Annotated in this window: 13 protein-coding genes; 5 read left to right on the top strand and 8 right to left on the bottom strand. The window is 44.5% G+C overall.

Annotated features, from left to right (window positions below):
- Window positions 1-1,189: 1,189 nt before the first annotated feature.
- Together DEV76_RS24615 and DEV76_RS24610 are read left to right on the top strand one after the other, a co-directional pair.
- On the top strand, window positions 1,190-1,786 hold the full coding sequence (locus tag DEV76_RS24615) for a methyltransferase domain-containing protein (protein WP_109700621.1): 597 nt from the start codon (window positions 1,190-1,192) through the stop codon (window positions 1,784-1,786).
- Window positions 1,787-1,836: 50 nt separating this feature from the next.
- Window positions 1,837-2,589 (top strand): YoaK family protein, encoded by a 753-nt coding sequence (locus DEV76_RS24610; protein WP_109700620.1) that lies wholly within the window; start codon window positions 1,837-1,839, stop codon window positions 2,587-2,589.
- 28 nt (window positions 2,590-2,617) lie between these two features.
- Here DEV76_RS24610 and DEV76_RS24605 read toward each other — a convergent pair whose 3' ends face one another.
- From DEV76_RS24605 to DEV76_RS24590, 4 genes are all read right to left on the bottom strand, one after another.
- Window positions 2,618-3,325, bottom strand: a complete 708-nt coding sequence (locus DEV76_RS24605) for a Crp/Fnr family transcriptional regulator (RefSeq protein WP_109700619.1) — start codon at window positions 3,323-3,325, stop codon at window positions 2,618-2,620.
- Window positions 3,326-3,403: 78 nt separating this feature from the next.
- Complete coding sequence (locus DEV76_RS24600) at window positions 3,404-3,658, bottom strand: hypothetical protein (RefSeq protein ID WP_109700618.1); 255 nt, start codon at window positions 3,656-3,658, stop codon at window positions 3,404-3,406.
- Window positions 3,659-3,680: 22 nt separating this feature from the next.
- On the bottom strand, window positions 3,681-4,172 hold the full coding sequence (locus tag DEV76_RS24595; RefSeq protein WP_109700617.1) for a methyltransferase: 492 nt from the start codon (window positions 4,170-4,172) through the stop codon (window positions 3,681-3,683).
- A 107-nt stretch (window positions 4,173-4,279) separates the two neighbouring features.
- A complete protein-coding gene (locus DEV76_RS24590) occupies window positions 4,280-4,684 on the bottom strand; it encodes a hypothetical protein (protein WP_109700616.1) in 405 nt (134 codons plus the stop codon).
- A gap of 95 nt (window positions 4,685-4,779) precedes the next feature.
- Between DEV76_RS24590 and DEV76_RS24585 the strand changes: the two genes are divergently transcribed.
- Window positions 4,780-5,508 carry a Crp/Fnr family transcriptional regulator gene (locus DEV76_RS24585; protein WP_109700615.1) on the top strand — a complete coding sequence of 243 codons (729 nt, stop codon included), beginning with the start codon at window positions 4,780-4,782 and terminating at the stop codon, window positions 5,506-5,508.
- A gap of 125 nt (window positions 5,509-5,633) precedes the next feature.
- Window positions 5,634-6,140 carry a hypothetical protein gene (locus tag DEV76_RS24580; protein ID WP_157963096.1) on the top strand — a complete coding sequence of 169 codons (507 nt, stop codon included), beginning with the start codon at window positions 5,634-5,636 and terminating at the stop codon, window positions 6,138-6,140.
- A gap of 78 nt (window positions 6,141-6,218) precedes the next feature.
- Here the strand turns inward: DEV76_RS24580 and DEV76_RS24575 are convergent, their stop codons facing one another.
- Window positions 6,219-7,133, bottom strand: coding sequence for a CPBP family intramembrane glutamic endopeptidase (locus tag DEV76_RS24575; RefSeq protein WP_109700613.1), 915 nt, complete (start codon window positions 7,131-7,133; stop codon window positions 6,219-6,221).
- A gap of 224 nt (window positions 7,134-7,357) precedes the next feature.
- On the opposite strand from DEV76_RS24575, the gene DEV76_RS24570 reads away from it, so the two are divergent.
- Window positions 7,358-10,696 carry a DEAD/DEAH box helicase gene (locus DEV76_RS24570; RefSeq protein WP_109700612.1) on the top strand — a complete coding sequence of 1,113 codons (3,339 nt, stop codon included), beginning with the start codon at window positions 7,358-7,360 and terminating at the stop codon, window positions 10,694-10,696.
- A gap of 29 nt (window positions 10,697-10,725) precedes the next feature.
- On the opposite strand, the gene moaCB is transcribed toward DEV76_RS24570, so the two are convergent.
- From moaCB to DEV76_RS24555, 3 genes are read right to left on the bottom strand one after another with little or no spacing between them, the layout of a single operon-like run.
- Window positions 10,726-11,634 carry a bifunctional molybdenum cofactor biosynthesis protein MoaC/MoaB gene (gene moaCB / locus DEV76_RS24565; RefSeq protein WP_109700611.1) on the bottom strand — a complete coding sequence of 303 codons (909 nt, stop codon included), beginning with the start codon at window positions 11,632-11,634 and terminating at the stop codon, window positions 10,726-10,728.
- 11 nt (window positions 11,635-11,645) lie between these two features.
- Window positions 11,646-12,284, bottom strand: coding sequence for a molybdenum cofactor guanylyltransferase (gene mobA / locus DEV76_RS24560; protein WP_157963095.1), 639 nt, complete (start codon window positions 12,282-12,284; stop codon window positions 11,646-11,648).
- Window positions 12,274-13,455 (bottom strand): molybdopterin molybdotransferase MoeA, encoded by a 1,182-nt coding sequence (locus DEV76_RS24555; protein ID WP_109700609.1) that lies wholly within the window; start codon window positions 13,453-13,455, stop codon window positions 12,274-12,276. Before DEV76_RS24555 ends, mobA begins: the two co-directional genes overlap by 11 nt.
- Window positions 13,456-13,739: the final 284 nt, after the last annotated feature.

Genomic DNA, 13,739 nt, shown 5'->3' with positions numbered 1-13,739 from the left:
ATTATTTTCACAATCCCACCTGAATATCAAGTCCACCTCATATCCACCTTATGTCCACCTTATGTCCACCTTTCATACGCACTCCCCTTAGATTATACGCTGGTTTCACCCGGATTTCCCGTTATATGCACTGCCTACTGCCCCATTCATGAAAATACTATCAGCCTCCCAAAATTAAACGTAACTATATGTTTCTTCACACAGCTTGACTTTCTATGTTGCGTAAACATGCTAAGGGCGATCCTCCACTAGGAGTTTCTTTCCAAAAAGCGCCTGGGCATGACACTTCTTTTACATTTTACGAAGTACGCCCAGTTTCACTTATGCACAAATACATTTTTTGGGGTCTCCTTTAAGGCCCGAGCTCAAATAACAATGCTGATTAGTCTTCTCATGATCTGTGTGGTTGCAATTACAATTCAAAAGTATGCACATCCTGTTATTTCAAAAAGGCAAAGGGTCCAAATGTTCCGATTTGGGTTCTTTTGGGTCATTTGTTCCGGTTTGAAAGCGACCCTGAATGCATCAAAAGTGCATGATAAGTGCATCAAAAGCGCTTGCTGAGCGCATGTTGAGTGCATGTTGAGTGCATGAAAAGCCGTCAAAAACCCTTAGATAATACCTTGTCCTTAACTAGTCCTTAGCTTCATACTAACTTGTAAAAGCATTAATCCGGCTCCAGAATGAATTTAGAACCCCTATTACGGCAAAGAGCATCTGAGGGGCTATATTGTTTGTGGATTCAAAAGATTCAATCCGAAAGTAGCAGAGAAAGTGATGCAGCATATTTCATCATCCGGTACAGGTAGATAATGCTAATGAATGCTTAAGTTTGCCCCCGGGTATCTTACCTGATTCAAAATCCCCCAAACAATCTTGCGTTCCAATCCCATACCACTTGTTGCTACTCCCGTTTATTACTTAAACAAAAGTGACTTTTTGCAATAATACCGTTGAAAAGTATCAACTTATCCGAAAGGATCTTCCAGTAACTTTGCACTAAAAATAATAAAGGGGTTCAAGTTGAAATAGCTGGAAAGCACAGCGGATATGGAAATATCAATGGCAGTATCAGTCCTGGCAAAACCGTCTGCATTCCTCATGAGTAAACACATTCTCCCCCGGTTACCCGGTTAACTGTTTTCTGCCAGCTAACAGTAAATTCTTTCTAAAATCGTCAGCAAAAAATATGGAAAATATTACGTCCAGCCCTACGTGGTATGTGAGTGATGCGGCATTTGACTGGTTGTATCCGGAGAGGATTCAGCAATTATCCAAGCTGCACTGGACACCTATGGAGGTAGCAAGAAAATCCGCCAAATTCCTGGCTTCCGGAAACGGCAAAAGAATTCTTGATATTGGAAGCGGCGTTGGCAAATTCTGTCTTATAGCTGCACATCAATCCCCGGAAGCCAAATTCTATGGAGTGGAGCAACGTAAAGAGTTATATCATTTTGCACAAGCTGCCAGAGAACGGACCGCATCACTGAATGTTGAATTCATCAACAATAACTTTACGCAGATAGATTTTGATGACTTTGATAATTTCTATTTCTACAATTCTTTCTTTGAAAACATTGTCAATGAAGGGCAAATAGACCAGGATATGGAGTATTCCACCAGCCTTTACAACTACTATACACGATATATGTACAAAGCACTGGACAACAAACCAAGCGGCACCAGAGTAGTGACATTTCATAGCCTGGAAGATGAAATCCCCCCGAGCTATCAGGTTGTAGATGCTACAGTTGATTTTCTCTTAAAAATGTGGATAAAACGATAACCGGGAAAGTGATATAGGGCGCATATTAAACCCGGGAATAATGAAAACAAATGCTGCGACATGTAGGACGAAAAAGAAACTACAGGCATAATTTACGGCTTGCCGTACTATTATGTTTCACTGCCGGAATGGTAAATGCAGCCGGTTTATTGGCTTTTGCTGTACTAACCACTAATGTAACCGGCCATGCTGCACTACTGGCGCAGAAGTTGGCCACGGGAGATTTCCGTTCCGCCAGGATGGTTGGCCTATGGCTGCTGCTCTTTCTTGCCGGGGCATTTTTTTCAAGTCTCTGCACCGGCAATAAAGGAAAAAACAAAAGACCGGGATATGCAATACCTATTTTATGCGAGATAGTAATCCTTTTGCTGGCAGGCACTTTTGGATATACTTTTGATCATTCCATCATCAAAACAGAGTACTTTGCCGGAAGCCTGCTATTTGCAATGGGAATGCAAAATGCCCTGGTATCCACAATTTCCGGATATGTGGTTAGAACCACACACCTGACCGGAATGTTTACAGATCTCGGGATTGACCTGTATACATTAATATCAGCTTCTGATAAAAACATTGCAACCGAAAGAAAAAAAATAATCCTGCGCCTCGTTATCATCACTTTCTTCCTGACAGGCGGAATCGTGGGAGGATATATGTTTATTAAATTCGAATATGTTACCTTCTACATACCGGCAATTGTACTGCTTATTGCCATGTTCTATGATGCATTCCGGGTTAGATTTTACAAAATGGTCCGTCGCATCGGGATACAGCATAAAAAAATAAAAGAAGTTAACCACTGATAATATTTCGATCATCGAAGAGTAGCAGCTATTTATAGTTCGCTATCGTAATCAATCTGTTGACATCTTTAATCATTATTTTCCGTCCTTTCGATTCCAGGATATTCTCTTCTTTGAATTCGGATAACACCCTTACAATATTCTCCCTGGCAGTACCTACAAGACTGGCCAGATCTTCCCGACTGATGCTTATCTCAATCAACATCCCATCCACATAATTCTCCTTATACTTCTCCCGGATAAGAATTAATTGAAGGGCCAATCTTTCCCTAACTGTTTTCAGTGAGAAAACAGAAAGGCTGTTAGCCAATACAGCAAATTCATGGCTTAAATTTTTGAGTAACCTCCTGGTCAGCAAAGGGGAATAATCCAGTGCATTTAGAAAATCCTCTTTTGGAATGAATGCAACTGTGCTCTCTTCCAATACGGCTGCGGAGTCAGAATACCTGGCTTCTGATAATACTGCATGATAGCCAAAAAGCTGCCCTGTAACAGCTAAATAGATAATCTGCTCTTTACCATCATTATCAACTTTATACTTTTTGACCTTTCCTTTGGTAATGTAAAATATGCCGGATGGATATGCTCCTTCCCTAAAAATCAATTCATTCTTTTTATAAACCTGCTCACTCATATGGTTTGTCAACAACTGGAAAACATCAGGTGGAAGATCGGCAAGAATGGATTCACTTTTGACATCCCATTTATCAATTGGAAATTTATCCTTGATACTCATAACCCGCTAAATAAGATTTCTAAGCTGACAAGACTCCCGCAAAACTGCTTCATTAATACATTCTTCTCAGGCGAGGCGTTATATGCATGCAGCTTTAGTTCTGATACAAATGAGTGCGAAACGATAAGCGCTCCATTGCTCGCTGCTGCATTCAATCGGTGGGATCCTTTCCAATGCCATCTCTAATTTACCAAGGCAGCGCTGTACGATAGTTCCATTATTCATCGTAGTCATGTTATTAACAGATTCCCGGATAACCGCTTCCACTTCTATATTGTTTTTTGCCCTGCTGATCTGTTCAAGTATTGTAGTTACATTTAAATCAATTGTCATGGTCTGATGTATTTATTATATATCATTTCTTCATCCACATTTTCAGCAGAGAATCTTCAGAGGCATTTATCAACCAATAATCGGGAGGCACTTCATCTTCCAGGCTATGAAAAGTAACCAGCCGCGTTCCCACAGGCTTGTTTTCGAGCTCTCTGTACAAATAGCGCGTATAGTACCGGTAAAGACTGATGGAATAATCAATCTGCTGATCAATGCTGTTTCCGGGGTCTAAATTTTCAAAAAAGGAATTGTAGAAGTAGAAGTGATCATAATCTGCAAGGTTAACCTGCGTGAAGTTGCCTTCTATAAATGCTGAATTGCCCGTTTTCGTGTATTCTTTTGCTGCCAATGCATAATGATGCAATTCACTTCTTTGCTCAACACCATAAAAAATTGATCCCGGGTAGTAATGTGCACCGATAAGGGTAAATTTACCAACACCACTTCCTATATCGAGGATCTTTCCACCCCCTGCTGATGCCAGGAATGCAGCCGCACTTTTTGCAATTCCCACAGGGGTCCAATGCCGCTTTGACAATTGTTGGATCCTTTCCGGGAACAGCCAGTCGAAGGATGCATCCGTCAAATACCATGCTGGTTTCATTAGCTTATTTCCCCTTACTAATTAGCAACTTTTGACCGTATTAACTTCTGATAACATTCAGGTGAAAGTAGCGGGGCCTGGCTGTGAAATTTCAGCGGGGTCACGAAAAAAATCCAGCCATTGTCCTGCGGGCTTTCCAATACAAGGTTCAGATTACCTGATAATTTTTGATTCCGGCCAAGATACTTGCAACCGAGAGGTGCCTGAATAAAAATAATCTCATCGGCCGTGTGGATTTCAGCAATAACAGCCCCTTTCACAATAATGCCTTTGGGATTATGCCATACTATATTAACTATATTTTTAATTCCTTTCAGTCTATGAGCAGAAATACCTACAAAACCAACACTACCGTTTAAATCAATCCACTCATGATTGTCTGTGAAATTAATCCTCGGACGAGAAATAGTTGATACTTTCATTTTGCAAAGGTACCTTTGATTGCATTCGGTTTAATTGATACTTTTCAATTAAAAACCTGCAAAAAATCACTTTTCTGCCAAATGGGTCATGTTCTATGAGTTTAGAAGGTCTGTTTCCTATCTATAAATGGAATTTCAAGTCTCAATCCATCCTGAATAATCTGCCCGAAGAAGAGTATGCCGCTCTTCTCTCTCATATGTCTGAACAACGTTATGGGAAAGGCGAAGTAATATTCAGGGAGGGAGCTGTTGCTTCCGGTATTTTCTTTATTAAAAAGGGTAAGGTTAAAAAGTACCAGGTTGACCATACCGCCCGGGAACAGATCATATACGTTGCCAATGCGGGCGAATTAATCGGATATCATGCTATACTGGCGGAAGAACGCTATCCCGACTCCGCTGCTACAATAGAGGAAAGTGTCATTGCATTTATACCTAAAGAAGATTTCCTGGCTATCCTGGAGAAATCCAGCGTATTACCGCGAAGATTACTCAAAATCCTCAGTCATGAATTCACCGTACTGGCAAACAGCATTTCAGTATTTGCACAGCGATCTGTGAAGGAAAGGCTGGCGATTACATTAATAGTATTGCGCGAAAAATTCAAAGAAGAAACAGCGGCTGGTGAAGATATAATGATCAATCTTTCCCGTAGTGACCTCGCCAATATGGTAGGGACCGGTAAGGAGAATATTGTAAGGTTTCTCACAGAGTTTAAGTCTGCAGGCATAATTACCTCGCACAACAAAAAAATCTGCATCAAGGACATAAAGCAACTTATAAAGGTATCCGGCTGCGGCATACCTGAAAATCCGCTGGGTTAAGTTTGCCACACCACAACATTTTTGTTAACGCCCCGGGATTTCGTCCCTGAATTTATCCCGTTTGCATATTAACTCCCTTCCATTCCCGGCAAATCTTTTACTTTTTCCAAAAATCAACTGGAATTATGAAGAAGTACCTGCTATTGCTATTGATTTGCTGGAGCGGATCCGCCATGGCGCAAATGGGAGCAGCACAAAAAGTTACCCCGGAATACCTCCATGAAACCCGGATCAAAAACGACGTACCCACCATCTGGCAAACCATCCGCGACCTGCCGAAAGTTAAAGAATACTCCAACGGCATGATCACCGCAGTAAACATCCGTACCACCGGGGGCACACAGTTCCGCGACCTCGAATTTGCAGACGGCCGCAAGCGTTCAGATGAAATACAACAGGTACACGAGGCATATAAATTTTTCGTGATTGAAGTTACAACCCCACTTCCCTCCGGAGTAACAAAAGCAATCGTTACCGCACTGGTAGAATCTATCCCTGATAGTAAAGACACTTCGCTTGTTCGCTGGTCTATCATCATGGATGGGGATAAAGCTGCTAAAAAAGCACTGACCGACACCCTGATCGCAGAAATTGCCAATTATGAAGCGGGACTGAAAAAGCTGTTGGAATAAAGACATATAATAAGCCTGCAAAGGCACACCCAAAAAAGGTTGAAGATTTCCCTTCAACCTTTTTCTATTACAGGCAATTTACCTGGTACTATTTTCAACGATAATGTGATCAACAGTATTCAATCTATCTTCCCCATAAAAACCTTTGCTATTCAAAATTGAGTGATCGTATCCTAACTTCCCCTTAGTTAATACTATTAATGCTGAAGCTAATATGCAATACAATGTGATATACGCCCAACCCTGATGAAAGGGCGAATTGGCAATTTCAGCATTGGGAATAAACTGGGAATAAAACGAATATTGCGCATCAAACGAAGCATGAAATATTATCACTACAATTAGATTACCCTTAGACTTGAAAAACAACCATGAGTGAATTATTGCAATTGCTAATGCAAGGATAATCCAGGGTAAAATTGGCTCATTTTTCCAACCGGCGAGGAGTGCCGGGAAGTGCCACAGGCTTAGAACAACAAAAACTATGAATGTTGCCATCAGGGGATGCATAGCCTTCAGTAACTGAGGAAGCAAAAAACCGCGCCAGCCAAATTCTTCGGCAAGACCGGCAGAAATTACAAAACCCAATATTATAAGTAAATAAAACGGCCAATGATCATGCAGCGTCATTAACAAAACGTTCATACCTACTCCCGAAAGCAGAAAAGATAAAACAATCATAACCAAAGGCAACAGCAGACCTGCAAATAACCAGGGAATGGTAACAACGCTCAACCTGCTTAAAAGAATTACTGATTGCAAACCTTTCCAACCGTATAATCTTACAGTAACGAATATAGCGGCAATAGTACCTCCATATTGCGCCAGCAGACTTCTTTCATTCAGTTGGGACGCAGGAAAATTGAATGAAAAACCAGGAAACAAGATGTGAACTATCTCTACTATAATTGGATTTAGTACATGAGTAATCAGGAATGTAAGTACCACAAAAGAGATAACCGGATATTTATATATCAAACTTCCTTTTCTCATTTTCAATACGTTATAGGGTTATTTCAATAGCCTGTGCTTCTAAATATACGCAATTCCGGATGTCTTTTTTTGACAGTCGCCTTTAAAAGCACAATCATGATAATCGCAATTCATACCCGGACTCCTGCCGCCCGACACCCTTCTACAGCTAAGACCTTTCCGGCCTCTGGTAGTGTTCCGGATAGTTTCGTGTATCAGAATATCCAGCATATATTTGCATCCACATGGAATTTCCGGAACCATACATCATACCCGCTGCCACTATCGGTACCATTTCGGTGTACGATCTGCTGCAACACACGCGTAACGGCATCATCCCCGAAACCGGCACTATACTGGATTTCCATCCGGTTTCGCTGGAGATCGACGAAGCTGTATTTGAAAGGAAATCGGCATCCGGACAATCACCCACTGTAACAGTATCCCAGTCAGATAATTCCATCTCGTCTTCCTGCACCTGCGGAAGCAATACCACCGGGCTTTGTGAGCATCGGATGGAAGTGATTTCTGCTATCATCGAAAAACATCAGTTCCGGATCTTCTTCGATGGCCCCTTACGGCGCAAATATCTCCAGAAGATCGCGAAGGATTACGGTCTGGAGAATGAACCCAACCTCGATACCTACTTCCAGCTCATATACACTTCCGGCGAACTCCAGATTGAGCCAATCCAAAAGGCACTCATCAGGGTCAATGAACGGACCCTTACGGAAGAACTCCTCCCCCTGCGTAACAACGCGGCACAAAAAGCCGATGCCGCCGAATCCGAAGGCAGGGTTATCCTGGTAGTAGATAAACACCGCCTCTACCAGCAGGCCACCTTTCACCTCATGCGGGTCAATATCACACAGGCAGGCAAGATAAAACACCCCATTGCACAGGTAGATCCTTTGCACCTCATTTGGGAAAGCAACGACCCCTCCGTTATAAAGTTCATCGCAGCCATAGCATCCATCTCTCAGAAAGCCATCGATATGCACCACATATCAGACCAGCAGGCTTTACGGCTGATCTGCGCAAACCCGATGAAACTGGATGTTTATCAACACGACCGAAGTATAACAGAGGTGATCTCCCCCAGGTCACTAACCCAAATCGAACTGCACGTTCTTAAAGCGGAAATAGACTTGTCGGTATTCAGAAAAACACCTTTCTACGAGATTACCGGCAAACTACTGCTGCAAGATGTTTCCATCCCCTTTGAAAAAGTAAGCCTTCGGCATAATCAATTCGTATTGCACAAGAAGGGCTTATACCTCTTAGATAACCCTGATCTTACCCGGGTCATACGCTTTTTCAAAAAGAATAACGAGATTTTACTGGTACATGCTTCCAGGTACGAAAACTTCATGCAAACGGCCCTCCGGTCGCTGGAGCATCTTGTCCATATCGACTACAGCTATATCAAACAAGCCACTCCGTCCCAACTGACGGAAAGGAAACGCTCCACCGAAAAGCTCATCTACCTGCAGCAGCAGGGCAACTACATTGCCATTACCCCGGTCATGAAGTACGGTGAGATCGAAGTACCGGTTTATTCCCGCAAACAACTCACTGATGTTGACCGGAACGGCAATGAATTCAAAGTTAAAAGAGACAGCGAATCCGAACTGGCACTAACGGCGATCGTTATGAACCAGCACCCGGAGTTCAAAGAACAGATCCAGGCATACGAATACTTCTATCTCCATAAAAACAAATTCATTGACGAAGACTGGTTCCTCGACGCTTTCACAGCATGGCGCGATGCAGGAATTTCCATACTGGGCTTCAACGAGCTGCCGGGAAATAAGCGCAGTCCGTATAAGGCGGGCATCCGTATCGAGGTCAATAGCGGAATCGACTGGTTCAATGCCAGTGTGAAAGTAACCTTTGGCGACAAAACCGCCTCACTGAAACAGCTCTATAAAGCCATCCGTAACAAGAGCAGGTTCGTGGAACTGGGAGACGGCACCTCCGGCCTGCTCCCCGCAGAATGGATCCAAAGCCTGGCCAAATACTTTCAGGCAGGGGAAATAGATGCTGAGATGCTCAAATTCCCTAAAAGTAATTTCTCTGAAGTATCGGAGCTATTTGATCAGGAAGTGCTGTCTATTGAGGCGCAGAATGAGATTTCGCGGTATAAAGAGGCCTTCAGCACACCCGGAAACATTCCCCGGGTGGCGGTACCCGAAGGACTGCAGGCAGAACTACGCCACTACCAGCGCGAAGGCCTTAACTGGCTCCATTACCTCGACAGTTTCAATTTCGGCGGCTGCCTCGCCGATGATATGGGGCTGGGCAAGACCGTTCAGATCATCGCCTTCATTCTTTCCCGCAAAGCACAGCATGGCCATGCCACACACCTGGTGGTAGCGCCCACCTCGCTCCTGTTCAACTGGCAGGAGGAAATACAACGTTTTGCACCTGGACTGTCTGTACAGCTTCACCATGGCGGAACCCGCCTGAAAAGCGTGGAAGGGCTGCATAATTCCGATATCGTACTCACGAGCTATGGCACCATGCTATCTGATATCACCTTCCTTAAAACGTTTCGTTTCGATTATATTTTCCTTGACGAGTCGCAGGCCATTAAAAACCCCGGCTCAGAAAGGTATAAAGCAGCCCGGCTGCTGCAATCCCGCAACCGCATCGTAATTACAGGCACACCAGTTGAGAATAACACCGTTGACTTATACGGACAGCTTTCTTTTGCCTGTCCGGGTTTGTTAGGCAGTAAACAATATTTCAAAGAAATCTATTCCATCCCCATCGATAAGTTCGGTTTCACGAAACGGGCCATGGAACTGCAACAGACTGTTAAACCCTTCATCCTGCGCCGCACCAAGAAGCAGGTGGCGCTGGAGCTGCCCGAAAAAACGGAGATGACCATCTATTGTGAGATGAACGCCGAACAAAGGAAAGTGTACGACACCTGTGAACAGGAGCTTCGTAACTACATCGCAGCATCTACCGTGGAAGAGATCCATAAGAACCCCATGCATGTATTAACCGGTCTTACCAGGCTGCGCCTCATCTGCAATTCACCGATATTATTGAAAGAAGGGCATTCGGGAGATAACTCGGTAAAAATCGAAGTGCTGACCGAACAGATTGCCAACAAATCTCAGGAGCATAAAATACTTGTATTTTCCCAGTTCACTACTATGCTCGACCTTATCAGGACAGCCCTTCAAAAACTGAACATCCCATTCGAGTACCTCGACGGGCAAACCCGCAATCGCGGAGAAAAGGTCAACAATTTCCAGACCAACGATTCCATCCGCGTATTCCTCATCAGCCTGAAAGCCGGCGGCGTTGGCCTTAACCTCACCGAAGCCGATTACGTATACCTCGTAGACCCATGGTGGAACCCGGCAGCAGAGAATCAGGCCATAGACCGTACTCACCGTATCGGGCAGCAGAGGAATGTAATGGCCGTGAGATTGATCTGTAAAGACACGATCGAAGAAAAAATCAGGAAACTGCAGGCCAGAAAGCAGCAGCTTGCCCAGGATCTTGTTACCACTGATGCCACATTATTGCAACATTTAAGTAAGGAAGAGTTATTGGGGATATTGTAGGAAACGTAGTTGTGAAAATGACGCTGGCGTTAATGCTTCCCTCCGTGTATCATCTTAAACACATGCAGGATGTGCGGAAATAAAGCATCCATAGATTCCTTCGCTCCATTCGTGGAACCTGGCAGGGCAATAACAAGCGTATCACCTATAAGCCCTCCGATACTCCTGGACAATATGGAATAAGGCATACGGTCTTGTCCATACTGTCGAAGATGTTCGCCGATACCGGGAATCTCCCTGTCTAGCAGCGGCCTGATGGCTTCAGGTGTATAATCCCGTTTAGACAGGCCCGTACCACCGGTAAGCAGGATCATTTCCGCGCCCTGCTCCCGCCACAGTTTTAGCTGCGCCTGAATACTCTCTACACCATCAGGAATCACTTCATACCCGATCACTTCCGCAGGGTGGCTTTGCAGTTTCTCGATAATCGCCTTTCCCGAGGCATCGGATTTAGTACCGTTGGCAATGGTATCCGAACAAACGATCACCGCAGTTTTGATCTTCGTTTCAAACGTATCTTTCCTGTCCGATTTACCGCCTTTCTTCTCCAATAGCTTTATCTGGTGTATTTCGATAGACTTATCAATAGGCTTCAGCATATCGTACATGGTAAGCGCCACTACAGATGCTGCATGCATCGCTTCCACCTCCACACCGGTTTTGTACACGGTTTTTATCTCTACCGTAATCCTGATCTCCAATCCTTCTACCGCATACTGTACGCCAGTGTATTCTATAGGCAAAGGGTGACAATCGGGAATCATATCCGAAGTTCTCTTTGCAGCGAATAATCCGGCCACTTTCGCCATCTCGAACACATCCCCTTTCGGGACGGTTTTATTCAACACCGCATCGATGGTTTCCTGTTTGCTGACTTTAACGATAGCCTGTGCAGTGGCTACCCGCAGACTATTGCTCTTATGTGTGATATCAATCATTTGTTTAAGCCTTACTTTTTGATCTCCTGTAATTTCCTGAGATAGTTTACGGCAATGGCATGATCTGCCGGTGTATTGTTATTATGAAAAACCTCTTCTTCGCCATTTAAATCTATAAAATGTATAGGAAACCCATCCAGTAAATCCATCATTTTAAGCCGGGAATCCCTTATCCTTTCACCAACCTCCTTTAGGCATGCTGCAGGATACACTCCGCACAATGGCTGAATTCTGCCTTTATAACGGACCACATTAATCTTGTCCTCCTCCCGCTTCTCCAGCAATAGCTGTATAACCACCGCAGAAACAAAGGGCGTATCCGCCGCCAGGATCAGCACATCTGTTTCAGCATCATTCAGTGCCGTGTATACTCCCCCCAAAGGCCCTTTGTCGCTCACTAAGTCCTTAATAACCTGTACGCCCAATTGATCATAACCAGCTTTATTCGCTATAATAATGGGGTTGATATCCTGTGCCTGCAGCATTTCCAACAGGTACATGATGCCCGGTTTGCCAAGGATCGGTTTCAGACCTTTGTCTTCTCCCATTCTTGTGCTATTACCGCCAGACAGGATATATGTTTTTACTGGTATGGCCATATGGCTGATATGTATTGTTATAGTTCCTCCCGGCAGAAATTTACTGTTCAAAAAGTACGATCTCTACTTTTTCTCCTACCTGGAACTCTTCCTGCTCTGCCTGTAAAATTGCATATGCATTGGCGCGGGTGTAGGCGTCCATCTGAAATGATGGCTGACCGGACAATATTTCCACTTTATGATTTTCTGCCCGGGCTTTCACGAAATGCGTAAGGCCCGCCTTTTTGGTATAGGGGGTCAGTAAAATGCCATATCGCTTCAGCGCAAATGGGTTTTGACCCATCATGGCTTTCAGAAATGATTGTACGTACACATGGAAGCAGGTAAGCACCGAAGCGGGATTACCCGGCAGGGCAAATACCGCCTTCCCCTGCAATCGTCCAAAATACAGGGGCTTGCCGGGCTTTTGTTTCACTTTATGAAAATGCTCTTCAGCCCCGAGTTTTTCCAGCACGGGTTTCACGAAATCGTAATCTCCTACAGAAATGCCTCCGGTAATAAGCAGCATATCCACATCCGGGATACAACCTGCAATACAGGCTGTCAGTTCCGCTTCATTATCGTCTGCATGCTTTGCAAAAGCAGCAACGAGCCCCATTTTCAATAACGCCGCCTGCAGGGCCACAGCGTTGCTTTCGTAGATTTGTCCGTGCAGCAGGGGCTGTTCGGCAGCAACCAGCTCTTTACCGGTGACAATAATACCCACCTTCGGCCGCGGATGCACCTTCAGGGCTGCGATGCCCAGGGTGGCCAGGAAGCTGATATACCCTGCGGTAATGACCTTTCCCGGTTGCAGCACGCGGGTACCTATACTGGTTTGTGAGCCTTTCTCCCGGATATTACTCCCCCGGGTGATAGGCTGCATGAATGTCAGCAGATTATCTTTCACTTCACATACTTCCTGCTGCACCACGGTATCCGCCCCTTCCGGAACGGGCGCTCCCGTAAAGATCCGGGCTGCCTCCCCCTTTTGCAGGCGCAGCATAACGGGCGATCCCGCTTCAACGATGTGAGCGACCTGTAAGGGTAACCCTGCCGCATAATCATCAAAGCGGATAGCATACCCATCCATGGCAGAATTATCGAACACAGGAACATTTATAGGCGCCGTCACTTCTTCTGCCGCTACCAGATCCATACAGGCGAGCAATGGCAGTTCCTGCGGAGCCAATGGCTTAGCCGCATGCTCCAATATCTTATAAACTTCTTTTACGGAAATCATCTTTTCAGTAGTGGTTTTTACAACGGATATCTATCCACCCGTCTTCATCATATTCCTGTTATCCGGCAGTAATCACTTTACATTTTTGGGCAGAAAGTACAGCCAGATCACACTGGCAAGGAACAATACACCTGAAGCAATGAAGGTACTCCAGGCTAAATCAGGATGTACGTCCGGCACATTATTCAGCGCGGTGTAAATAACCTTATCTGAATAAACAGGTTTGCCGGCAAAATGGTAATGCTACTGCAAAAGCTCTCGGGTCCGGTAATTTCTGCATATCC

Origin of the sequence: Chitinophaga deserti (genome assembly GCF_003149455.1) — a bacterium.
GTDB lineage: Bacteria > Bacteroidota > Bacteroidia > Chitinophagales > Chitinophagaceae > Chitinophaga > Chitinophaga deserti.
This window is presented reverse-complemented; position numbering and strand designations above follow the sequence as displayed.

Coding starts and splice junctions, on each gene's coding strand:
- DEV76_RS24555 (WP_109700609.1), bottom strand. CDS start 13,455: ATGATTTCCGTAAAAGAAGTTTATAAGATATTGGAGCATGCGGCTAAG.
- DEV76_RS24600 (WP_109700618.1), bottom strand. CDS start 3,658: ATGACAATTGATTTAAATGTAACTACAATACTTGAACAGATCAGCAGG.
- DEV76_RS24615 (WP_109700621.1), top strand. CDS start 1,190: ATGGAAAATATTACGTCCAGCCCTACGTGGTATGTGAGTGATGCGGCA.
- DEV76_RS24605 (WP_109700619.1), bottom strand. CDS start 3,325: ATGAGTATCAAGGATAAATTTCCAATTGATAAATGGGATGTCAAAAGT.
- DEV76_RS24585 (WP_109700615.1), top strand. CDS start 4,780: ATGAGTTTAGAAGGTCTGTTTCCTATCTATAAATGGAATTTCAAGTCT.
- DEV76_RS24580 (WP_157963096.1), top strand. CDS start 5,634: ATGAAGAAGTACCTGCTATTGCTATTGATTTGCTGGAGCGGATCCGCC.
- DEV76_RS24610 (WP_109700620.1), top strand. CDS start 1,837: ATGCTGCGACATGTAGGACGAAAAAGAAACTACAGGCATAATTTACGG.
- DEV76_RS24575 (WP_109700613.1), bottom strand. CDS start 7,133: ATGAGAAAAGGAAGTTTGATATATAAATATCCGGTTATCTCTTTTGTG.
- DEV76_RS24590 (WP_109700616.1), bottom strand. CDS start 4,684: ATGAAAGTATCAACTATTTCTCGTCCGAGGATTAATTTCACAGACAAT.
- DEV76_RS24570 (WP_109700612.1), top strand. CDS start 7,358: ATGGAATTTCCGGAACCATACATCATACCCGCTGCCACTATCGGTACC.
- moaCB (WP_109700611.1), bottom strand. CDS start 11,634: ATGATTGATATCACACATAAGAGCAATAGTCTGCGGGTAGCCACTGCA.